The sequence below is a fragment of the Bradyrhizobium sp. SZCCHNR1098 genome, assembly GCF_032489375.1.
Classification (GTDB): Bacteria; Pseudomonadota; Alphaproteobacteria; order Rhizobiales; family Xanthobacteraceae; genus Bradyrhizobium.
Genome location: NZ_JAUEXY010000002.1, coordinates 405,245 through 427,515 on the forward strand (window position 1 = coordinate 405,245; position 22,271 = coordinate 427,515).

General features: G+C 65.8%; 20 protein-coding genes. 8 read left to right on the top strand and 12 right to left on the bottom strand.

The annotated features are described in order from the left end of the window. Window positions 1-144: 144 nt before the first annotated feature. Complete coding sequence (pgm, locus tag QX135_RS06110; protein ID WP_316176868.1) at window positions 145-1,785, bottom strand: phosphoglucomutase (alpha-D-glucose-1,6-bisphosphate-dependent); 1,641 nt, start codon at window positions 1,783-1,785, stop codon at window positions 145-147. 487 nt (window positions 1,786-2,272) lie between these two features. Between pgm and QX135_RS06115 the strand changes: the two genes are divergently transcribed. Next, entirely contained in the window at window positions 2,273-2,983 is a 711-nt protein-coding gene (locus QX135_RS06115) for a hypothetical protein (protein ID WP_316233998.1), read from the top strand. A 26-nt stretch (window positions 2,984-3,009) separates the two neighbouring features. Here QX135_RS06115 and QX135_RS06120 read toward each other — a convergent pair whose 3' ends face one another. The 3 genes from QX135_RS06120 to QX135_RS06130 all read right to left on the bottom strand — a co-directional run bounded on the left by QX135_RS06120 (window position 3,010) and on the right by QX135_RS06130 (window position 5,241). Then, on the bottom strand, window positions 3,010-3,549 hold the full coding sequence (locus QX135_RS06120; RefSeq protein WP_316176866.1) for a hypothetical protein: 540 nt from the start codon (window positions 3,547-3,549) through the stop codon (window positions 3,010-3,012). 13 nt (window positions 3,550-3,562) lie between these two features. Next, window positions 3,563-4,738, bottom strand: a complete 1,176-nt coding sequence (locus tag QX135_RS06125; protein WP_316176865.1) for a zinc-dependent alcohol dehydrogenase — start codon at window positions 4,736-4,738, stop codon at window positions 3,563-3,565. Window positions 4,739-4,845: 107 nt separating this feature from the next. Continuing rightward, the gene (locus QX135_RS06130; protein WP_315796824.1) at window positions 4,846-5,241 is read right to left on the bottom strand and encodes a hypothetical protein; all 396 of its coding nucleotides are present in this window, start codon (window positions 5,239-5,241) and stop codon (window positions 4,846-4,848) included. A 347-nt stretch (window positions 5,242-5,588) separates the two neighbouring features. Here QX135_RS06130 and QX135_RS06135 point away from each other — a divergent pair, with 347 nt between their 5' ends. Beyond that, entirely contained in the window at window positions 5,589-6,887 is a 1,299-nt protein-coding gene (locus tag QX135_RS06135) for a TadE/TadG family type IV pilus assembly protein (protein ID WP_315738376.1), read from the top strand. Window positions 6,888-6,905: 18 nt separating this feature from the next. Here the strand turns inward: QX135_RS06135 and mdoH are convergent, their stop codons facing one another. The 3 genes from mdoH to QX135_RS06150 all read right to left on the bottom strand — a co-directional run bounded on the left by mdoH (window position 6,906) and on the right by QX135_RS06150 (window position 11,336). Then, window positions 6,906-9,035, bottom strand: a complete 2,130-nt coding sequence (gene mdoH / locus QX135_RS06140; RefSeq protein WP_316176864.1) for a glucans biosynthesis glucosyltransferase MdoH — start codon at window positions 9,033-9,035, stop codon at window positions 6,906-6,908. Then, complete coding sequence (locus QX135_RS06145) at window positions 9,023-10,519, bottom strand: glucan biosynthesis protein G (RefSeq protein ID WP_316176863.1); 1,497 nt, start codon at window positions 10,517-10,519, stop codon at window positions 9,023-9,025. Before QX135_RS06145 ends, mdoH begins: the two co-directional genes overlap by 13 nt. 190 nt (window positions 10,520-10,709) lie before the next feature. Continuing rightward, complete coding sequence (locus QX135_RS06150; RefSeq protein ID WP_316176862.1) at window positions 10,710-11,336, bottom strand: LysR family transcriptional regulator; 627 nt, start codon at window positions 11,334-11,336, stop codon at window positions 10,710-10,712. A 153-nt stretch (window positions 11,337-11,489) separates the two neighbouring features. Between QX135_RS06150 and QX135_RS06155 the strand changes: the two genes are divergently transcribed. Continuing rightward, complete coding sequence (locus QX135_RS06155; protein WP_316176861.1) at window positions 11,490-12,176, top strand: L-2-amino-thiazoline-4-carboxylic acid hydrolase; 687 nt, start codon at window positions 11,490-11,492, stop codon at window positions 12,174-12,176. Window positions 12,177-12,457: 281 nt separating this feature from the next. On the opposite strand, the gene QX135_RS06160 is transcribed toward QX135_RS06155, so the two are convergent. Continuing rightward, on the bottom strand, window positions 12,458-13,903 hold the full coding sequence (locus QX135_RS06160) for a short-chain fatty acyl-CoA regulator family protein (RefSeq protein WP_316176860.1): 1,446 nt from the start codon (window positions 13,901-13,903) through the stop codon (window positions 12,458-12,460). Between the two features lie 195 nt (window positions 13,904-14,098). On the opposite strand from QX135_RS06160, the gene QX135_RS06165 reads away from it, so the two are divergent. Both QX135_RS06165 and QX135_RS06170 read left to right on the top strand, forming a co-directional pair. After that, on the top strand, window positions 14,099-14,305 hold the full coding sequence (locus QX135_RS06165; protein WP_315717315.1) for a hypothetical protein: 207 nt from the start codon (window positions 14,099-14,101) through the stop codon (window positions 14,303-14,305). A 236-nt stretch (window positions 14,306-14,541) separates the two neighbouring features. Beyond that, window positions 14,542-15,090: a hypothetical protein gene (locus tag QX135_RS06170; protein ID WP_315738370.1), complete on the top strand. Its 549-nt coding sequence runs from the start codon at window positions 14,542-14,544 to the stop codon at window positions 15,088-15,090. A 15-nt stretch (window positions 15,091-15,105) separates the two neighbouring features. Here the strand turns inward: QX135_RS06170 and QX135_RS06175 are convergent, their stop codons facing one another. After that, window positions 15,106-15,990 carry a metallophosphoesterase gene (locus tag QX135_RS06175; RefSeq protein WP_316176859.1) on the bottom strand — a complete coding sequence of 295 codons (885 nt, stop codon included), beginning with the start codon at window positions 15,988-15,990 and terminating at the stop codon, window positions 15,106-15,108. Window positions 15,991-16,117: 127 nt separating this feature from the next. Between QX135_RS06175 and QX135_RS06180 the strand changes: the two genes are divergently transcribed. From QX135_RS06180 to QX135_RS06190, 3 genes are all read left to right on the top strand, one after another. After that, window positions 16,118-16,639, top strand: a complete 522-nt coding sequence (locus QX135_RS06180; protein WP_315738368.1) for an NUDIX domain-containing protein — start codon at window positions 16,118-16,120, stop codon at window positions 16,637-16,639. Window positions 16,640-16,687: 48 nt separating this feature from the next. Then, window positions 16,688-17,620, top strand: a complete 933-nt coding sequence (locus QX135_RS06185; protein ID WP_315738367.1) for a glycosyltransferase family 2 protein — start codon at window positions 16,688-16,690, stop codon at window positions 17,618-17,620. Window positions 17,621-17,698: 78 nt separating this feature from the next. Beyond that, the gene (locus QX135_RS06190) at window positions 17,699-18,871 is read left to right on the top strand and encodes a M20 aminoacylase family protein (protein WP_315757010.1); all 1,173 of its coding nucleotides are present in this window, start codon (window positions 17,699-17,701) and stop codon (window positions 18,869-18,871) included. Window positions 18,872-18,887: 16 nt separating this feature from the next. Here QX135_RS06190 and QX135_RS06195 read toward each other — a convergent pair whose 3' ends face one another. The 3 genes from QX135_RS06195 to eutC form a co-directional block, all read right to left on the bottom strand. Next, window positions 18,888-19,949, bottom strand: a complete 1,062-nt coding sequence (locus QX135_RS06195) for an AraC family transcriptional regulator (RefSeq protein ID WP_315811813.1) — start codon at window positions 19,947-19,949, stop codon at window positions 18,888-18,890. 149 nt (window positions 19,950-20,098) lie between these two features. Further along, window positions 20,099-21,505 carry an ethanolamine permease gene (gene eat, locus QX135_RS06200; RefSeq protein ID WP_315773435.1) on the bottom strand — a complete coding sequence of 469 codons (1,407 nt, stop codon included), beginning with the start codon at window positions 21,503-21,505 and terminating at the stop codon, window positions 20,099-20,101. After that, window positions 21,498-22,259 (bottom strand): ethanolamine ammonia-lyase subunit EutC, encoded by a 762-nt coding sequence (gene eutC / locus QX135_RS06205; RefSeq protein ID WP_316177274.1) that lies wholly within the window; start codon window positions 22,257-22,259, stop codon window positions 21,498-21,500. Before eutC ends, eat begins: the two co-directional genes overlap by 8 nt. Window positions 22,260-22,271 lie beyond the last annotated feature (12 nt).

A 22,271-nucleotide genomic window follows, 5' to 3' on the forward strand; every position in this document is an offset into this window, starting at 1 on the left:
AGCTTCGCATCCGGTCTCACCGATGGCTGTCAGGTCGTTGTCCAGCCATCGATATCCGATGCGGGGGGCGGGAGGGAAGGGGGCAGGGGCGAATAGCGAATGGCGAATGGGGAACGGCAAGAACCCTATTCGCTACTCGCCCTTTCACCCCACCTTCGCCAGCGCCGCCTGGGCCTCGCTCTGGATCCGCTTGAGATGCTCGGCGTCGCGAAAGCTCTCGGCATAGAGCTTGTTGACGTCCTCGGTGCCGGAGGGGCGCGCCGCGAACCAGCCGTAGTCGGTCTCGACCTTGATGCCGCCGAACGACTGGCCGTTGCCCGGAGCCTTCGTATGCACCATGCGGACGGGATCGCCGGCGAGCTCCTTCAGGTTCAGCATTTCCGGCGTCAGGGCCTTCAGCGCCGCCTTTGCCGACGGGCTCGCCGGTACGTCGATGCGCTCATAGACCGGCGCGCCGAGCTCTGCCGTCAGCTCCTTGTAGAGCTCGCTCGGGTCGCGGCCGCGCTTGGCCATGATCTCGGCCGCGAGCAGTCCGAGGATCAGGCCGTCCTTGTCGGTGGTCCACACCGTGCCGTCGCGCTTCAGGAACGACGCGCCTGCGCTCTCCTCGCCGGCGAAGCCGAAGCTGCCGGAGCCGAGGCCTTCGACGAACCATTTGAAGCCGACGGGGGTTTCGACGAGCTTGCGGCCGAGCTTGCGCGCGACGCGATCGATCATCGAGCTCGATACGATGGTCTTGCCGATGGCGGCATCGGCGCGCCAATCGGGCCGGTGCGCGAACAGATAGGAGATGGCCGTCGCCAGATAGTGGTTGGGATTCATCAGCCCGCCCGAACGCGTGACGATGCCATGGCGGTCGGCGTCGGTGTCGTTGGCAAACGCGACATCGAAGCGCTCGCGCATGCCGATCAGGCTCGCCATCGCGTAGGGCGATGAGCAGTCCATCCGGATCTTGCCGTCCCAATCGGCCGTCATGAAGCGGAAGGTCGGATCGACGAGCTCGTTCACGATGGTGGCATTGAGGCCGTAGCGCTCGATGATCGGCGCCCAATAGGCGATCGCGGCGCCGCCGAGCGGATCGATGCCGATCTTGATGCCGGCCGCCTTGACGGCGTCGAGATCGACGGTGTTGGCGAGCTCGGCGACGTAGGGCGTGATGTAGTCGTAAGCGTGCACCGAGTCGCGCTGCTTGGCATGGCTGTAGCTGATGCGCGACACGCCATCGAGGTCGTTGGCGAGATAGACATTGGCCTGCCGCTCGATCTCGGCGGTCGCGTCGGTGTCGGCGGGACCGCCATGCGGCGGATTGTATTTGTAGCCGCCATCCTCCGGCGGATTGTGCGACGGCGTGATGACGACGCCGTCGGCGAGATGCGCCGTGCGGCCCTTGTTGTAGGAGATGATGGCGTGCGAGATCACCGGTGTCGGCGTGTAGCCACCGTCCTTGTCGACCATCACCTCGACGCCATTGGCGCCGAACACTTCGAGCGCGCTGGCGAGCGCCGGCTCGGCCAGCGCGTGGGTGTCGATGCCGACGAAGAGGGGGCCGTCGAGGCCCTGCTGGCGCCGGTAGTCGCAGAGCGCCTGGCTGGTGGCGAGAATGTGGTTCTCGTTGAAGCCGGTCTTCAACGACGAGCCGCGATGGCCCGACGTGCCGAACGCCACGCGCTGGGTCGGCTGGTGCGGGTCGGGCTTCAGCGCATAATAGGCCGTGATCAGCCGCGGAATGTTGGCGAGCGCGGCATTGGCGATCGGCTTGCCGGCTGCGGGGTCTGTCTTGGCCATGGAGCATCCTTCGCAAGTTCGAGAAACATCTGCGGCGGCGCTTCGTTCCGCCGCGGCGGGCGCAGGGAACGCGGGGCGTCGCGACGAACCTGCCGCAACATGGCGGCGTGCGGTGATCCGATCAACGGAATTCGTGCACGCCCCCCGCGGCGGCGTGAAGCCTATTTGATATCCGCTGAGGGAATGCCGGGTTCTCGCGGTCGAGGCCGGCCAATGCCGCCGCCTTGTGCGCGCGACATTAACCACGCCTCACTGAGTCCGCGTGCCGGGACCGGCGCTTAAGCCTGAGTTTAACGGATGGCCCTTGAAATAGCAGGCCAAAGCAGAGGCGCGTCCCGTGCGCAGGAGAGTCGTCAGGAGCGGAAAAGTGAGAGCGCTTTGTCTCGGCGCGTTGGCCGTCGTTTCAACCTTGGCCCTGGCCGGCTGCAGCCACCAGGTGACGCCGCAGGTGGCCTCGCCTTGCGTTGATCTGAGCGGAAGGCCCTGCGTGGACGGTCCCGTCGCCGACCAGCCGCCGCAATCATTGGAGCCTGCCAAGACGATCCGTAAGCCTGCAGCCGCGGTCGCGCGCCGCGCGGCCCTGCAGCGCAAGCACGCCCACGCCGCAAAGCGCCGGGGCAAGCCGCAAATCGTCACCGCCAAGACGACTGAAAAGCCGATTGAAAAGGCGATTGATAAACCGATCGAAAAGCCGCTCGCGGCGCCGGCGCAAACGCCGCGGCCCGATCCGGTCGCGCCGGCCGACGGCGCGCCCGCGCCGGTGATCAAGACCCCCTCCGCCACGACGGACACGCCGAATCCGGCCAAGGTCCAAAACGACGTCATGGTGGCTGCGGTGACGGTGGCGGCCGAACTGGCCGAGCGGATGACCGCGCTGCGTGTCCCAGAGGGGCCCGCCGACAGTCATCTCGTCGCGGTGCTGCTGGCGCGTCCCACCGTGCGCGGAGTGGGCGATCTCAGCGGCAAGGTGATCGCGATCGACGAGCGCTATGCCAAGTCCAACGCGAAGATCACCGCGGCCATGAATGCGGCCGGTGCGACGGAGGTGCTGCTGCTGGAAGGACAGGCCACCGCGATCACCCGGCTGAACAATGGCGAGGTGAGCGCAGCCGTGGTGGCCCTGGTCTCGCCGGAGGCCGCGGAGGCGTTTCCGAAGATCGCGGGCTTTCGCCGGTTCTCTGTCGTCCTGAAGCCGTAGCTTCAGGACGTTGTTCCACAGACCGGCTAGGTCGCGGCGGTGCTGCGCGCCGGCCGCGGCAACGCCGCGCCTTTTGCGGCGGCGATGCCCTTGGGGAAGCCGCTGCGGTCGCTATAGAGGCGCTTGCGGCCGCGTCGCGGATCGTGCTGGCTCTTGACGTCCTGGGCGCACATGTAGTCCAGCGCCGTGATGCCTCCGACCATGACCAGCGCTGCCAGCACGCTGCCCACGCGCGGATTGCTCGGCCTGAGCTCAACGGCCAGCGTCATCATGTCGAGCCCATCGCCGGCGACGCGGCTCAGCAGGCCGGCCCGCTTCTCCACCGAGAGCGTGAGCACGCCGGCGAACAGCTCGCGCACGCCATAGGCGCGCACCAGTCCCTCGCGGCCCTCCATGCCGAGCGCATGGGTGACGCGGTGCGGCGCCAGCAGCTCCAGCGTGCCGAGCACGATGCTGAACCAGCCGAGCCCGCGGGCCAGACGATCGGCCGGCGTCAGCGAGCTCGGGCCGGTCGAGATGATCTTGGGGTCGCCTTTCGACCTCACGAGATTCGAGACATGAAACATGCGATGCGATCCCTTATGGCTTCAGCACGACCTTGACGCAGCTGTCCTGCTTGTCGCGGAAGGCGCGGTACATCTCAGGTCCCTGCGCGAGCGGCACGGTGTGGGTGATGACGAAGGACGGATCGATCTGGCCATCCTCGATGCGCTGCACGAGGTCCTCCGTCCAGCGGTTGACGTGGGTCTGGCCGGTGCGGATCGTCAGGCCCTTGTTCATCAGCGCCCCCATCGGCACCATGTCGGACAGTCCGCTATAGACTCCGGGGATCGAGACGATGCCGCCGGGACGGCAGACATAGATGATCTCGCGCAGCACGTGCGGCCGGTCGTTCTCGAGCATGAACATCTGCTTGGCGCGATCGATTACGCTATCGGGCTGCGCCAGGGTGACATGGCTCTCGAAGCCGACGCAATCGATGCACTTCTCCGGGCCCTTGTTGTCGGTCAGCTCGTTCAGCCGTCCGACCACGCTCTCCTTGTCGAAATTGATGGGGATGGCGCCGCTGGCTTCGGCCATCGCCAGCCGCTCCGGAATGCGGTCGATCGCAATCACCTTGGCGGCGCCGAGCAGGATGGCGCTGCGGATCGCCATCTGTCCCACCGGGCCGCAACCCCACACAGCGACCGTATCGTCCGGCTCGATGTCGCATTGCGCGGCCGCCTGCCATCCGGTCGGGAAGATGTCGCTGAGAAACAGCGCCTGCTCGTCCGTCATGCTGTCCGGAACCTTGATATGCGTGGCGTCGGCGAACGGCACGCGCAGATACTCGGCCTGGCCGCCCGGATAGCCGCCGGTGAGATGCGTGTAGCCGAACAGGCCTGCGGTGGTGTGTCCGAACACCTTCTCGGCAAGATGCTTGTTGCGGTTGGTGGTCTCACAGACCGAGAAATTGCCGCGTCGGCACTGCTCGCATTCGCCGCAGATGATGGTGAAGGGCACGACGATGCGGTCGCCCTTCTTGAGCTTGCCGTTGACGCCGGAACCGACCTCGACGACCTCGCCCATGGTCTCGTGGCCCATGATGTCGCCGGGCATCATCGCCGGGATGTAGTTGTGGAACAGATGCAGGTCGGAGCCGCAGATCGCGCAGCTCGTCACCTTGATGATGGCGTCCCTGTCATGCTCGATCTCGGGATCGCTCACCGTGTCGCAGCGAATGTCCTCTTTGCCATGCCAAACCAGCGCCTTCATACAGTCCTCCGGGCAGAATGTTGCGGAGGCAAGTCGAAGGGCGCGGCGATGGTTGCTATCGAAGGCGCAATTTTCGGAGGTGGCGAGGCGTCCGCTCGGAGCCCGGCTCAGGCCTTCTTGGCGGCCTTCTTCGCCGTGGCCCTCGCAGGAGCCTTCCTGGCCGCCTTGCCAGCTTGCGGCTTGGCTGCCGCGGCGTCGGCCTTTTTCTCCGGAGGCTTGGACTCCGCCTTCCTGGGCAGCTCCGCGGCGGCGGCCTGGCGCATCGCGCGGGCGTAGCTGTCGGCGACGTTGTCGGCGGAGATCAGGAGCCGTCGGGCGGCGGCATTGGCCTGCTCGACCGCCTCGCGGGCGAGCAGCTTGAAGCGCTCCTTGGCGTCCTTGTCCTTGGCTTTGACGGCCATGCCGTTGAAGCGGTCCTTGCGCTTCTTCGCCGCCGCCAGAATGGCCTTGTTCTGCTGCTTGGCCAGTTGCCGGATCACGGCATCAAGATCGGCATCCGCCATCGTCGTCCCCAACTCCCCCAGAGAATCAGCGCGCCCCGGCGCTGCAAACCGCGCGGACTATGCAATCGGCGCCGCCGCTTTGCAATCGGGGTACCAGAGGAGGGGTACCGCGCAGATCAGGGGGCGGCGGGCGGATGAGACCCGCCCGGCATTCCGTGTTGGGCCCGCCAAAAACACTGTCCGCATGGCAGTCATGTCACTCTGAGTGGTGCATCGACACCGCCGGAAGGCCGCTTACGACAATCGGAAACGCAACGTAACCAATTCTCGGCAATTCCATCAATTCCAATGCAACGCTTGATCCGCAACATTCCCGGCAACATCACCGTGTTCGTTGGAGTGTGGCCGTGTTGGCCGGAAATAGATACCTCAGGCTATTGTCGCGTTTCCGTCGCGACCAGAGCGGCAACATCGCGATCATCTTCGCGCTTGCTTTGCTCCCGATCCTCGCCTTCGTCGGCTCGGCGATCGACTATTCGATGGCCGTGCGCGCCAAGGCGAAGCTGTCGGCTTCGATCGACGCCGCGATGCTGGCTGCGACCGGCTACACCGCCATGCGCGGCGCCGCGTCGGACGCCAAGACGGCGGCGACCAACATGTTCAACGGCCAGATGGCGGCGCACAATCTGGCGGCGGACTCGCTGAACATCGATATCAGCGATAGCGTCACCGCGCGGACCGTGACCGGCAGCGCCACCGTGGTGGTCAAGACGGCCTTCATGCACATGTTCGGCTACCCGACCATGACGGTCTCGGCCTCGTCGTCGGCTTCGGCCTCGTTCCCGACCTATATGGACTTTTACGTTCTGCTCGACAACTCGCCATCGCAGGGCCTCGGCGCAACCACGGCCGACATGACGACGCTGCAGAATGCGACGTCCGACAAGTGCGCCTTCGCCTGCCACGACACCTATACGTCGAGCTCGAAGAAGACGCTGCAGACCAACAGCTATTATTCCATCGCCAAGAAGAAGGGCGTGACGATGCGCATCGACGTCGTCCGAAGCGCGACGCAGTCGCTCACGGACACGGCGACCGCCAGCCAGGTCGTCAGCAACCAGTACCGGATGGCGGTCTACAGCCTGGGCAGCGACTGCGGCTCGCTCGGCCTCACGACCATCGCCAGCCTGTCCTCGAGCATGTCCTCGGTGAAGTCGTCGGTCGGTTCGCTCGACCTGATGACGATCCCCTACAGCGGCTATAACAACGACATGTGCAGCGATTTCGACGGTGCGATGTCCGCGATGAACGGCGTCATCCCGACCCAGGGCGATGGCTCGTCGACCAAGCCGCAGAAATGGCTGTTCTTCGTCTCCGACGGCGTCGCCGACTATTCCTATCCGACCACCTGCAGCAAGACAGTTCTCTCGGGCGGCCGCTGCCAGGAACCGCTGAACACGACGACCTGCGATGCGTTGAAGGCTCGTGGCATCAAGATCGCCGTGCTCTACACCACCTATCTCGCGATCACCAACAACAGCTGGTACACGACCTATATCGCGCCATGGCGGGATTCGATCAGCGGCATCATGAAATCGTGCGCCAGCCCGGGCTACTACTACGAAGTCGATTCGAGCGGCAGCATCGGCGCAGCGCTTACCGCGCTGTTCCAGCAGGCGATCGCATCGGCGCATCTGACCAAATAGGGCAGGTCGTCCAGGCGCTCATGCGGGAAGTGCGACGAGCTGCTCCAGCGTCGCGCCATCCCTGAGGACGGCCAGGATCTCACGGCGTGACAGGAAGCGGATCGCCTGCGTGAACGAGCCGGCCCCCGCGATCCGCGCCTTGGCGGTGGCGAGGTCGACGTCGATGTCGCCCGGCTCGCGCCGCTGTGGCGCGGGCAGGGCATCGACATGCTGTCGCCGCAGCTCGGCATTCCGCTGCAGTGCGACCAGCGCGGCCTCGCGGCGGGGCTCGGGCTCATCGGCAAGCTCCCGCGCCCGGATCAGCACGCGCGGTGGCGTCCGGTCCTCGGGCGTCACGAACAGGGCGGTGCCGGTGCTGCGGCCGCCCGTCAGAAGTCCGATCGGAATCGACAGCACGAGGCCGGCAATGACCGGCGACATCCAGGCGAGCAGAGGCAGCGACACCGCATAGGCGCTGGCAGCCATTGCGAGGCCGCATAGGGTGGGCAGCGCGAACTTTCGATAGATCTCCTGCCGGCTCACGCCGCCGTCGCTGCGGCGCTGTACCTGCCAGCCGGCGTCGCGTCCCAGCAGGATCTCGATCACCGCGACCGACTGGAAGATCATCATCGAGGGCGCGATCAGCGCAGCCAGCACGGTCTCCGCCAGCACGGCGACGCAGAGGCGCAACGCGCCGCCAAAGCCTCGGCGGCGCGTCGGCGTGAACAACGTGACGAGGCAGGCGAGCAGCTTCGGCACCATCAGCAGGCCGAGCGTCGCCGCGAAGACCTGGGCGGCGAGCACCGGGTCCTGGGCCGGCCAGGTCGGAAACAGCGCAAAGCCCTTCGGGAAGTATTCCGGCCGGACGAAATTGGCCTGCAGCGAAATCAGGATGCCGAGCACGAGGAAGGCGAACCATAGCGGCGCGGTGATGTAGGCGCCGATGCCGATCAACAGGTGCAGCCGCGATACCCAATGCAGGCCGCGCGCCGGCAGCACCGCCAGATGCTGCAGATTGCCCTGGCACCAGCGCCGGTCGCGCGCGGCATGGTCGATCAGCGATGGCGGGACTTCCTCGAAGCTGCCGTCGAGGTCGACCGTCATGTAGATGCCCCAGCCGGCGCGGCGCATCAGCGCGGCTTCTATGAAGTCGTGGCTGAGAATATGCCCGCCGAACGGCTTGCGGCCGCGTAACTCCGGCAGGGCCGCGTCCTGCGCGAACGCCGCGACGCGAATGATGGCGTTGTGGCCCCAATAGTTGCCTTCGGCGCCGTACCACCAGGCATTGCCGGCGGCGATGACCGGCCCGTAGAGTCGGCCGGCGAACTGCTGAAGGCGAGCGAAGAGACTGGTGCCGTTGACGATCACGGGCAGGGTCTGGATCAGCGCCGCTTCCGGGGCGTGCTCCATCGCATGCGCCAGCCGCACCACGGTCGGGCCGCTCATCAGGCTGTCGGCGTCGAGGATGATCATGTGATCATAAGCCGCGCCGAAGCGCCGCACCCATTCGGCGATGTTGCCCGCCTTGCGGGCGACATTGTCGGCGCGGTGCCGGTAGAACACGCGATCGGTGCCGCAGGCCTCGCGCAGCGCCAGAAACGCGGCCTCCTCGCCGATCCAGATGTCGGGATCAGTGGTGTCGCTCAGCAGAAACCAGTCGAAGTGCTCGGCCTGACCGGTCTCGGCGACGGATTCGATCATGGCCCGCAGCCGCACCATCACCGCATGCGGATCCTCGTTGTAGGTCGGCAGCAGCATCGCCGTGCGGCTTGCGAGATCGGGCAGAGGGCCGTCGATGTCGATCGCGATCGTGTCGCGCCGCCGCCCCAGCAAGGCATAGAAGCCGGCCAGCGCGCACACGAAGGCGAAGGCGATCCACGCAAGCAGGATCGAGAACAGCACCAGCACCATGCCTTCCAGCACGGTCACCCCGCCGACCTCGATCACTTCGTACATCTTGTAGCAGCCGGCCAACGTCAATGCGGCCGTGCCGGCGAAGATCAGCGCGCGCCGCAACGCGATGCGTGGCCCGTTCGTGATCGCCTGTTGCGCCGCCGGAACGTGATGCAGCGGCGACGGCTCCATCGCGAGCGGCGCTTCTGCGGGAAGGAAGCTGTTGATCGCCGCGCGATGAGGCGCGCGCATCTGCCTTGAGGTTACGGCGTCCATCGATAGATCCAGCTCTCGGAGACGAGCTTGTCATTGGCGGTCAGCTCGGCGCGCAGCTCGACCGGTGCGCCATTCACGGCACATTGGAAGCTCAGCCGCCATCCGCCCGTCTCGGGGTTGGGCTGCGTGACGATGTTGGTCACCTCCGCTTTGTCGGCGCTGACCACGCCTTTGACCTGGCCCGGATCGAGTTCCTTCAAGGCGTCTCCCTCGAGCTCGAGCACGAACAGCCGTCCTTCGCCGTGAACGCCGACGCCGGTGCGAGTGACGCGCGCGAGCGCATGCGGCTTCGGCGCATCCTGGCCCCAATGCAGGCGGTAGGTCATGTTGTGCTCGCCCTTGGCGGCGAGCGGCGCCTTCGGTCGCCAGAATGCGGCGATGTTGTCGTGGATCTCCTGCTTGGTCGGAATCTCGAACAGCACCACCGCGCCTTCACCCCAGTCACCGATCGGCTCGATCCACAGGCTCGGCCGCCGTTCGAAATGCGATTCCAGATCCTGGTAGGCGGCGTATTTTCGCTCCCGCTGCATCAAGCCGAAGCCGCGCGGGTTGAGATCGTTGAACACGCTGACCTGCAGGTCTCGCGGATTGCTCAGGGAGCGCCACAACTGCTCGCCCTTGCCGTTGAACATCGCCAGCCCGTCGGAATCGTGCACGGCGGGGCGGAAGTCGTCGACGTCGTTGCGGTCGTTGGGTCCGAAGAAGAACATGCTGGTCATCGGCGCGAGCCCGGCGTGAGCGATCTCGACGCGCGGATACAGCGAGGCCTCGACGTCGAACACGGTCGTCTCGCCGGGACGGATGGTGAACCGGTAGGAGCCGGTGGCGCTCTTGCTGTCGAGCAGCGCGTGCACCACCATCGCGGTGGCGCCGCCCGTCGGCTTCTCCAGCCAGAACGCCTTGAACACCGGAAATTCCTCGCCCTTGGCCTCGCCGGTGTCGATCGACAGCCCCCGCGCGGAGAGCCCGTAGATCTCGCCCTTGGCGACCGCGCGAAAATAGCTCGCGCCAAGAAACACACAGACCTCGTCGTAGTAGTCCGGCCGGTTCATCGGCGCGTGGATGCGGAAGCCGGCAAAGCCGAGATCGGCGGCCGGGAACGCCGCGACCTGCTGACCGAATGCAAAGTCCTCCGGACGATAGGCCACGGGCTTGGCCTGCCCGTCGGCAATCTCGTAGATGTCGACCCGGTCCTTGTAGATGGAGCCGCGGTGGAAGAACTGCGCCTGGAACGGCAGGTTATCGCCGCGCCACAGCGCATGGTCCGGCAGGAAGCGGATCGAGCGATAGGCGTCGTAGTCGAGCTTGGCCAGCGCGTCCGGCAGCTTGTCGTCCGGCGCAGCGTAGGGCTTGGCCGCGAGATTGCGCGCGAGGTCGCGGACAGTGGCTGCACTGAACGGCTGCGCCGCTGCCGACGCACTCCGCGCCAGCGATGCGGCGACCGGGATCGCAGCCGCAGATTGAATGAACTGACGGCGATTCAACTTATTCTCGCTTTGCTGCATGGAACTGCGGAGCAACATTTCTGAAGGCGTCGGGTTCCATCGGGAAGCGCGACCTTTCAGCCCGAATAATCGATCGTCGTGTCCGAACGGCACATGAACGACGATCATGACGCCGCTGACCGGTCGTTGCTCGCACGGCTCTATATTGGCAAAGGCGAGGGGGGAGGCTTCAACGTCGGACGAGGCCGATCCGACCTGGTCGACGGTCGGTCGGCAAGGCGTCAGCCGATCTGGAACGCAACCATACGCGCAAGCCCGTCACTTCCGGACACTCCGCCGTCCCTTCAGGTGCGATGAGCCAGTCTCCCAAGCCGCTGCTCCCTTCGATCCTGTCGCAGCGATAGCCGGGATGGTTGCTAAGGCCACGGTCGATCAACACGTCGACCTTCCCTTCGACCAACTCATGCAAGCCGGCCGGCTGCACGACCCGCAATCCGATGTCGGGATGTGTGCCGCGGAAATGCTCCAGCGCGAGGCGACGCAAATCGAAGCCGTCGTGGACGCCCAGTTGCAGCAGCACCGCGCATCGGGGTTTGAGCTGCGAGGTCGCATCTGCGATGCGGCGAAAGCCGTCGGAGATCCCGACCAGATAGGACTGTCCCTCCGCCGTCAGGACGAGTTGCTTGTGCAGCCGCTCGAACAGACGCACCCCGAGGCGCAGTTCGAGGGCCTTCACGTGCTGCCCGATAGCAGCGGGCGTCACATGCAGCTCATGCGCAGCCAGCTTGAAGCTGAGATGTCGCGCCGCAGCTTCGAAGGCTCGGAGCGCGTTCAGGGGAGGGAGGCTGTAGGTCATCGTCAGGCACTCTGGCACGGCAGGTCCGTAGGCCTGCAATAGATTTTCTTTCGCTGAGCCGCAGAAACTCTGCTTTGAGGCGCGCGGATGGTCGCGGGTAGGGTTGCTTGCTCAACGTGCTGGCCGGACAGGTCCGGCAACGAAGGAGGTTCGATGTCCGATATCCATCTCTTCTACCAGACGCACATCGGCGCCATGCAGGACGCCATGCGCCAGCGCCTCGACCTTGCCGGTCCCTTCCTGAGCCAGCGGGCTGAGCTGTCTGACATCGATGCAATCAGGGCCGACGTCATGAAGGAGTTCGACGTCGTGCTCAACCAGCTTCCATATGTCGGAGGCGCCGCAAGCCGCATGACCGCGTTCTTCATGCAGCTCATCGGCTTCATGGCCATGAGCCGTGTGCTCCGGCGACACGGCTTGCCATCCGCCGTGATCGGCGACATCGAACGAGAGGTCCACAAGGCGCAGCTGCTCACGGAGCCTGAAGCGCAGCGTCTCGAAGCGGGCCGCCGATTCATGTCGCCCGAGAACCGGAGCTTCTTGCGTCAACAGGCGGCGTTGAGTACATCGGAAAGCCATCGGCGCGAATTTCCTGACGACTTCGTCTACGATGTCGTCGAGCCCGGCCCGAGTGACACCTTCGAATTCGGCATCGACTACAAGGCTTGCGGCTTTTGCAAATTCGCCGCTCGTCATGGTGACAAGGACATCCTGCCGAACATCTGCGGGCTGGACGTCGACGCCTATGCGGCGCGCGGCGTCCGGCTCGAGCGGACGCAGACGCTGGCCGGTGGCGCAAGCCACTGCAACTTCCGCTTCTCGCGGCTGGCCTCGGATTAGGTCGGTTCATTCTTTGGCAACGCGAGGTTCTTCCAAACGAAAGCTCTCTTAGCGATTGCAGTTCGTAGGGTGGGCAAAGGCGCGCATGCGGCGCTGTCTGCATCTGGCGCTGCTCTCTGCGCGCCGTGCCCAATGACGTGGATAGATGGGGCTAAAAACCCGGTGTCAGTCCGGGGCGCGCGAAGCGCGAGCCCGGAATCAGGGCCGCAGGCGGTGTCGTTGGATGGATTCCTGGTTTGCGCTTCGCGCGCCCCGGAATGACGGAGGAGAGAGCCGTGGTCTCAAAGCTCCCTCGCATTGCTGAACGCGAACGAGCTGACGCGCCGCGTGGTCTCGTCCAAGATCAGCGTGCGCGTGATCGGCGGCTCGGCGCGCTGGGCGCAGTTTTCGCGTTCGCAGAGCCGGCAGTTGACGCCGATCGGAGTGCCCTCTGTTTTCTCCAGATCCATGCCGGCGGCGTAGACGAGGCGCGACGCATGCCTGATCTCGCAGCCGAGCCCGATCGCGAAGCGTGGCTGCGGCAGCGGATGCGGCGCGACCGGGCGGCGGACCATCTGGGCGATCGAGAAATAGCGCGAACCGTCCGGCAGCTCGATGATCTGCTTAAGGAGCCGGTCGGGCGTGTCGAAGGTCGAATGCACGTTCCACAGCGGGCAGGTGCCGCCGAACTTGGAGAACGGGAAGGTGCCCGACGAGAAGCGCTTGGAGACGTTGCCGGCATTGTCGACGCGCAGCATGAAGAAGGGAATGCCGCGGGCATTGGGGCGCGACAGCGTGGTCAGGCGGTGGCAGACCTGCTCGAAGCCGGTGTTGAAGCGCTGCGCCAGCACGTTGATGTCGTAGTTCAGCGCTTCGGCCGCGGCGAGGAAGGCGGGGTAAGGCATCATGACGGCGGCGGCGAAGTAGCTCGCCAAGGTCATGCGATAGAGTCGGCGCGAGGTGTCGTCGAGCGCACCCGCGCGCCCGAGGATCACCTCGAACTGCGGCTGGCATTCGGCCATGCCGAGCTGGACCGCGAGCTGAAAGGTGCGGCCCGGCCCGTCGACCAGCTCGGAAACCAGGAGCTGGCGGCGATGGCGGTCGTAGCGGCGCAGCGTTTCGCGCATCACGTCGACCGGCATGACCCGTGTCTGCACCGAATGTTTTTCGCGCAGCCGCGCCGCGAGCGCCGCATAGAGCCCTTCGGCCGGCACGTCGAGCGCGTCGCGCAGGCTTTCGGCCTGCTGCTCGAGCTCGGCGAAATAGTTGCGGTTGGCTTCGATCAGGTCCCGCACGCGCTCGATCGGGTTGGCCTCGAAACGGGCGCCCTCGTTGCGGTCGGCCATCTGCGCCGCCACCAGGGTCTCGCCGCGGCGCGCCTCGGCATAGGCCGCGTACAGCCGCTGCAGCGCGTGGGTGACGCCGGGGCAGAGCTCGGCGAGATCGCGCAGCTCCTGCTTGGGCAGCTCGATCTGGCGGAACAGCGGATCGGAGAAGATCTCGTTGAGCTCGGCGAAGAAGCGGTCCTCGTCGGCGCTGGCGAGGTCGCGCAGGTCGAGGTCGTAGGTCTCGGCCAGCCGCAGCAGGATCTGGGCGCTGACCGGGCGCTGGTTGCGCTCGATCAGATTGACATAGCTCGGCGAGATGCCGAGGCCCTCGGCGAGCTGGGTCTGCGACAGCCCCAATTGCTGGCGGATGCGCCGGAAGCGCGGGCCGACGAACAGCTTCTTTCCGGATTCGCCGGGCATCGCGATCCCCCTTCGGGCCGGCCGGCCCGCCTTTGTGACAAAGTTTACAAAATGACATTTATGACAAGTGATGATGTTACATGTCATCACCATTCAAAAACAAGGGCTCTATACGAAACAGCCGGACTCGCGTTTATCTCCTGTCAGGCAATTCGCAATGCACTGTCAAAGTTGTGACGGTTGAAGGAGAGTCTCATGAGCAGCAATTTCTGGGTGATCGGCGGCGAGTTCGGCTCGATGAATTTCCACAAGCTGGTGGAAGGCTCGGCCCAGGTGAAGGGTCCGTTCAAGTCGCGCAAGGAAGCCGAGGATTGCTGGCGCGAGGTGTCCGAGGAGAACCGCCACAAGGCTGGCGTGCGGTTCTCGATCGTCGAGGAACCGCAGCGCGCTCCGGCCGCCTGACGCGGCCGCGCAAGGAATGCATTGCCGGGTATTTCAATAAGCTCAAGGAAGAGCCCAAGGACGGGGCGGTCTCAGCCGGATCACATCGGCGGGGGCCGCCCACGTCCTTTTCGTGGTTACGACGGCGTGCTTATAACCCATTGAAGATGAAAGGGGATTGCAGAATACTGGGTTACTGCTAGGTTTACACGGTGGGAACCTGGCGAAACCAGGGCCGAACCGTGAAAGCGTGAGCGATGTCCGAGGCCGCCGATAGCAGCACAGACTCCCGCCCCGTGCGCCTGCGCGAAGCGCTGCGCCAGGCCCGGATCGAGGCCGCGGACCGAACGGGCGTGGTGGTCGACCTGCGCGACGCCGAGGTGGCTCGGCTGGAGATCCTCAACGACGCGCTCGACCCCCTGTTCGCGGAGATCCCGAGCCAGCTCGATCTGTTCGACCGTGGCATCAGCCAGGGCGAGACGCCGCGGCTGTGGATCGACGTCGTCGCCCATGTCGTGATGGGGCGTGACAAGCGGCAGTATCGCTTCGTGCAGGACACCCGCAACGGCCGCATCGTGCTCGTCGAGTCGCACGACATTGGTGCGATCGTGAAAGCCGTCACCGACTACGTCGCCCGCCGCATGGTCGAGCGCGAGCGTGCCTTCAGCGTCGCCCGGGCTCAGGCGAAGGAGACCAGCGAGGCGCCGCGGCGGCGCGGCGGGTTCTGGCCGTTCGTGCTCGGCTTCGTGCTTGGCGCGCTGTCGCTGTTCGGGGTCGCGTTCTATGCGAGCCTGCAGCAGATCTGAGGACTTGGCCGCGACTCAAAGCAGGCGGACCTCGCGGATTTCGCGCACGCGCAGCGCCTCGTTGACCGCGCGCACGGTCATGTCGCAGCGCCAGTGATTGCCGTCGCTGCTAATGGCAAATATGTTGTAGGCCGCGGCTGGATAGTGGCCATGCGCGATCGAGGAGGCCGAGGGCACGCCGACGACCGGGATCTTGCGCTCCGGGCCGTCGATCCAGATGGTCGAATGCACGTGGTCATGGCCGTGCAGGATCAGCTCGACGCCATGGCGCGCGAGCAGCGCGATCAGCTTCTTGGCGTCGGTCAGCCGCTTCATCCGGTGGGCCGAGCGCAGCGGATGATGCACCAGCAGCACGCGGAACAGCTGCTCGTGCGCAAGCGATTCGAGCAGCAGCTCAAGCGCGGCGAGTTGCGCGCTGCCAATCCGTCCCGTCGCCATGAACGGCGCCGAGGGCACGGCCGAGGACAGGCTGATCAGCGCCAGCGGCCCGCGCCGGCGCAGCGACGGGAACGTTGCCGGTCCCGCGGCATCGCCGCCGAAATAGTCGGCAAAGCTCTCGGCGAAGCGCAGCCGGGTCGAGCGCACATAGGCGTCGTGATTGCCCGGGATCGCGGTGACCTTGTCCGGCGGACCCACCGTCCTGAGCCAGGCCTGGGCGAGCGGGAATTCCGATTCCAGGGCGAAATTGACCAGATCGCCGGTGACGGCGATCTGGTCCGGCATCTGCGTGTGCAGGTCGGAGATCAGCAGATCGAGGATGTCGCTGCGATGGTATTTGTAGCGATTGCGCGTCCAGTTGAGATAGCCGAGCGCGCGCTTGCCGGCGAGCTCCGACAGGCGCGGCTTGTGCTGTGGCGCGAGATGCGGGTCGGACAGATGAGCGAGCGTGAAGGCGGCCATTATGCCCCTCGGTGCCGATGGCGGATGCAAGCGCGCCCAGATGTCATCTCGTGCTATCCCTCGTGGTGCCCGGCTCTCATGACAAGCCCTGCCAGCGAGCGCAAGAACAACCAGGACGACGACAGCGATGACGACACATCTGAGCCGGCTGCGGATCCGGTTCGAGCCCGTGCTCCGCCGCGGCTTCCATCTCTATTGGCGCTTCGCCCGCGGCATGACGCTCGGCGTCCGCGGCGTGGTGCTGGATGCCGAGAACCGCGTGTTCCTGGTCCGGCATGGCTATGTCTCGGGTTGGCACCTGCCGGGCGGTGGCGTCGAGGTCGGCGAGACGTTCATCGAGGCGCTGACGCGGGAGCTGTTCGAGGAGGGCCGGATCGCGCTCGAAGGCGAGCCGGAGCTGCACGGCATCTTCCTCAACAGCCACGTCTCGTCGCGCGACCACGTCGCCGTCTTCGTTATCAAAAGGTTCACGCAGGACCGACCGCCGGAGCCGAACCTCGAGATCGTGGAGACCGGATTCTTCGCAAATGATGCGCTGCCGGAGGGAACCACGCTCGGCACGCTGTCCCGCCTGCGCGAGGTGCTAGACGGCGTTAAGGTCATTCCCACCTGGCGGCCGGAACAGCACGTTGCCGCCGGATCATTATGAATTTCTGCACCGAATGAGGGCAGTCTCCCGGCCGTGGGAGAGGGGTCGATGATATCACCTTCGATGCGGATCGCCGTGCTGGTGCCCTGTTACAATGAGGAGGCCGCGGTCGCCACCGTGGTCCGCGATTTCAAGCAGGCGCTGCCGACGGCCACGGTCTATGTCTACGACAACAATTCCAAGGACCGCACCATCGAGGTCGCGCGCGCGGCCGGCGCCGAGGTGCGCAGCGAGCGGCGGCAGGGCAAGGGCCACGTCGTCCGGCGCATGTTCGCCGATGTCGATGCTGACATCTACGTCCTGGTCGATGGCGACGCGACCTATGACGCGCCGAGTGCGCCCGGCATGATCGCGCGTCTCGTCAGCGAGCGGCTCGACATGGTGGTGGGCCTGCGCGTCGACCAGGAGCAGGCCGCCTATCGCATGGGTCATCGCACCGGCAACTGGATGCTGACGAGCTTCCTCGCCGAGGTGTTCGGCCAGGCCTTCAAGGACATCCTGTCCGGCTACCGCGTATTCTCGCGCCGTTTCGTCAAATCCTTCCCCGTCCTCTCCGACGGATTCGAGATCGAGACCGAGCTGACCGTGCATGCGCTGGAGCTGGCGCTGCCGGTCGCCGAGGTCGCGACGCCATACTACGCGCGGCCCGAAGGGTCCGTCTCCAAGCTCAACACCTGGCGCGACGGCTTCCGCATCCTCGGCACGATCCTGAAGCTTTATCGCTCGGAGAAGCCGCTGCGCTTCTTCAGCGCGATCGGCATTTTCCTCGCGCTGGTCTCGATCGGCTTCGCGATTCCCATCTTCGTCACCTATATCGAGACCGGGTTGGTGCCGCGGCTGCCGACCGCCGTGCTGTCGATGGGCCTGATGATCATGGCGCTGCTGTCGGCCTCGTCGGGCCTCGTGCTCGACACCGTCACCCGCGGTCGTCGCGAGATGAAGCTGCTGGCCTACCTGTCACACGCACCGATCGAGGGCTGATGCAGGCGAAAGCTTGTGTCTGTCCGCCGTTCCGGTCATGGTTCGGGCGTCAACGTCCTGAACGAGAACACCGCCTCCATGCCCATCCTCAACAGCATCGCCGCGCTCGCCGACGACATGGCCGCCTGGCGCCATGATTTCCACGAACATCCGGAATTGATGTACGAGGTGCATCGCACCGCCGGCATCGTCGCCGAGCGCTTGCGCGAATTCGGTTGTGACGAGGTGGTGACGGGCATCGGGCGCACCGGCGTGGTCGGTGTCATCCGCGGCCGTCGGACGAGTTCAGGTCGCACCGTCGGCCTGCGCGCCGACATGGATGCGCTGCCGATCGAGGAAGCCTCGGGGGTGCCCTATGCGTCGAAGACGCCGGGCCTGATGCATGCCTGCGGCCATGACGGCCATACCGCGATGCTGCTGGGTGCCGCCAAGCATCTCGCCGACACGCGCAATTTCGACGGCACCGCGATCGTAATCTTCCAGCCCGCCGAGGAGGGCGGCGCCGGCGGCAAGGCGATGGTCGACGATGGATTGATGACCCGCTGGGGCATCCAGGAGGTCTACGGTCTGCACAATGCGCCGGGCGTGCCCGAAGGCGTCTTCGCGCTGCGGCCGGGCCCGATGTTGGCGTCATCGGACCAGATCGAGATCACCGTCCGCGGCAAGGGCGGTCATGCCGGCGCCGGGGTTCACAAGGCGGTCGACAGCGTGCTGATCGCCGCGCACATCATCACGGCGCTGCAGTCGATCGTGTCGCGCAACGTCGATCCGATCAAGTCGGCGGTCATCTCGATCTGCGTCGTCGAGGCCGGCAAGGCGATGAACGTCATTCCGGAGACCGTCGAATTGAAGGGGACCGTGCGCACGCTGGATCCCGAGGTGCAGGATCTGGTCGAGCGCCGCATTGCCGAGGTCGCCGACGGCATCGCCCGCACCTATGGCGGTGAGGCGACGACGAAATACACGCGGCTCTACCCGATCACGATGAACCATGCGCGCGAGACCGGCGTCGCCGCTGACGTCGCCCGCGACGTTGTCGGCGCGGAGCGGGTGGTCGACAATGCGCCGCCGCTGATGGGGGCCGAGGATTTCGCCTTCATGCTGCAGGCCCGTCCCGGCGCCTTCGTCTTCCTCGGCATGGGCGACGGCAAGGATTGCCACCACCCGGCCTATCGCTTCAACGACAACATTCTCGGCCATGGCGCCTCCTATTGGGTGCGGCTGGTCGAGAAGACGATGCCGGCTGATTGATGCCGGCGGCGTGGCGCTAGCTGCGAGCCGTCGCCTGCAATGACCGTTGGCGCCACTGCCGCGGGCTGCAGCCGCTCCAGCGCGCGAAGGCACGGGAGAACGCGGACGCCTCGGAATAGCCGAGCAGGAAGGCGACGTCGCCTAGCGGCAGATGCGCTTGGCGCAGATAGTGGCGGGCGAGGTCGAGCCGGGTCGCCTCAACGAGGTCGGAGAAGGTGGCGCCGAACTCGGCAAGCCGGCGCTGCAACGTCCACGGCGTGGTCGACAGCGCGTCGGCGACCTCCTCGAGATGCAGCGCGCCGGCCGACAGCCGCCGTCTGATCTCGCCGCGGATCAGATCGAGGAACGCCGGCGTGCCGCACGAGCCGGCGACACTGGCAAGATCGGTCGTGAGCCGCTGCAGGCGTGACAGATCGGCCCCTGGCATGGCGCGGTCCAGGCCGCGGTCGCGAAACACCAGCGCATTGGTGCCTTGCGACCATCCGACGTCGGCATCGAAGGCTGCCTCATGATCGCGCCAGGCGGCCGGCCGGGCATGCTCGAACAGCACCATGTCAGGCGCCCAGCCCGATGGCAGGCACGCGCGGAAGACGTTCGCGAACATGCCCATGGTCAATTCGGCATCCTGCCGGCGATCGACGATCGAGCCGTCGAGGATGCGATATTCGAGGCGGAGAAAGCCGTCCTTGCGGGCGAGGCGGGTCTCGGTGGCCTGCTGATGCCAGGGAAACCACAGCGCGAGGTGCTCGATCGCCGAACCGAGCGTCGGCGCGGACAGCGCGATCTCGCCGATCAGGCCGAGCATCTGCGGCTGGTAGCGCTGGCCGAACCACAGTCCGAAATTGTCGTTGCCGGTCTCCTGCGCGGCGTCTTCCATCATCGCGACATAGTCGGCGAGGTCGAGCGCGCGGCGGGTCTGGCCCAGGCATTCGGCATCGATGCCCACCCGTTCGAATACCGCTTCCGGACGGCCTCCCGTCAGGGCGATGAAATCAGCGACACCGGTCGCAGCAGCGGCCAGAATGTTCCGGCTGCGGTCGCGCGGATGCTCGCGTTCGGCTGCAAGAGGCTGTGCCATGAAATCCTCGCCTTTGAGGACGTACGCCGTCGGTTGACACCTCGTAGTTATGCAAGTCACGTGCCTGCCGAAGCGGGCTATCGATAAAGCCCTCCGCGCAGGGACGCGGAGGGCTTGCCTCGTTCCTGGATCTCGCGGGCCCTGGCGGATCAGTCGGCCATGGCGCGGGCCTCGGTCAAAGCGATGTCGAGCAGATCGTCATTCGCCGCGTTGCCGCGCTTGCCGGCCGTCAGACGATAGAGCAGCAGACCGGCGGCGAACAGCACCACGAAGGCTGCGAACACCTGCAGGTTGAACCAAATCATCGTGAGCAGCGAGAGCGTCGCACACACCAGCGCCACGGCCGGGAGCACCGGATAGAGCGGCGCCTTGAACGGCCTGATAAGATTGGGCTCGGTGGCGCGCAGGCGGAAGAGAGCGGCCATGCTCATGATGTACATCACGAGCGCGCCGAACACGCTCATGGTGACGATGTTCGCCGTCAGCGTCTGTCCGGCGAACTGGATGAGCTCGTCGGAGTAGATCGCGGCGATGCCGATCACACCGCCGGCCAAGATCGCCCAATGCGGCGTGCGGCAGGTCGGATGCAGTGCGGCGAGCTTGGCCGGCAGAAAGCCGGCGCGCGACAGCGCGAAGATCTGCCGCGAGTAGCCCATGATGATGCCGTGGAACGAGGCGATCAGTCCGAACAGGCCGATCCACACCAGCATGTGCAGCCAGCCGGAGTTTTCGCCGACCACGATCTTCATCGCCTGCGGCAAGGGATCGTTGATGTTGGCGAGCTTCGCCCAGTCGCCGACGCCGCCGGCCATGATCATGGTGCCGAAGGCGAGCACGACGAGCGTCAGGATGCCGGCAATGTAGGCGCGAGGAACGGTCCTCGTCGGATTCCTGGTCTCCTCCGCGGCCATGGCGGCACCTTCGATCGCCAGGAAGAACCAGATCGCGAAGGGGATCGCTGCGACGATGCCGCCGATGCTCGCCAGCGAGAACGAATTCTCACCGGCCCAGCCGTTGGCGGTGAAATTGGCGAAGGAAAAACCGGGCGACACGACGCCCATGAACACCAGGAGCTCGCCAATCGCCAGGACCGTGACGAACAGCTCGAACGTCGCTGCGATCGATACGCCCGCGATGTTGAGGGCCATGAACACCACATAGGCCCCGAGCGCGGCGGTCTTGGGTGACAGCGCCGGAAACTGGACGTTAAGATAGGCGCCGATGGCGAGCGCGATGGCAGGCGGTGCGAACACGAATTCGATCAGTGTCGCAAAGCCGGCGACGAAGCCGCCGAGCGGGCCGAAGGCACGGTAGGAATAGGCGAACGGACCACCGGCATGCGGGATCGCGGTGGTGAGTTCGGTGAAGGAAAAGATGAAGGTCGTATACATCACCGCGATGAAGATCGTGGTGACGAGGAAGCCGAGCGTGCCGGCCTTGTCCCAACCATAGCTCCAGCCGAAATATTCGCCGGAGATGACGAGCCCGACCGCGATGCCCCAGAGATGGAGTCCGGTCAGGCTCTTCGAAAGCGTCGGTTTGGTCTCGTCACTCATGTCCAGTCGCTCCTGTCTGTTTGTGATGGGTGATTTGTGATGACGGTGTGGTCGTCTCGATCGCGGCGTCCGGCGCCGCCTCCTTGAGGCCGATGCCGGTGACGCCGATCCGCAGCGCCTCGCGCACCAGCCAGGCCAGCTTGTCGGCGGCGCGCTCGGCCGACAGCCCATGGTGGTGAATGTTGGAGATGCAGTTGCGCGCGCTGTCGCGCAGGCCAGGGGCAGGGTGCAGTGTCAGATACACACCCAGGGAATCCGCCGCCGACAGACCCGGACGCTCGCCGATCAGGACCGCCACCAGCCGGGCGCGCATCGCGGCGCCGACAGCGTCACCCAGCGCCACGCGCGCCTGCGAAGCCAGCACGACCGGGCCGATAGACAGGCCTGTCAGACGCGCCGCGGTGGCGATCACGACAGCGGCGGCATGGCTTTCGACCGCATCCGCCGACAGCCCGTCGGCAATGATGAAGACGAGATCATACGGACCGGATGTTAGCCTGGCGGCATCCTCCGCGGCCAGGCGACGCCCGAGGTCGGGCCGGCGCAGATAGCTGGCGCGGTCCGGCGCTGCGCTCGCGACCTTGATCACCTCGCGCGGCGCGAGCGCGTCGGCGATGCCGTCGAAATTGACCTTGCCCCATACGGCATCGCGCGCGAGCGCATGCGCCATCTGGAATGCGAGCTTGGCCTGCGTCGGCAGCCCGTCGCCGGAGCGGCCGAGCGCGACGCGGGCGCGCGTCATCCGGCGTAACATGTCGAACGCATC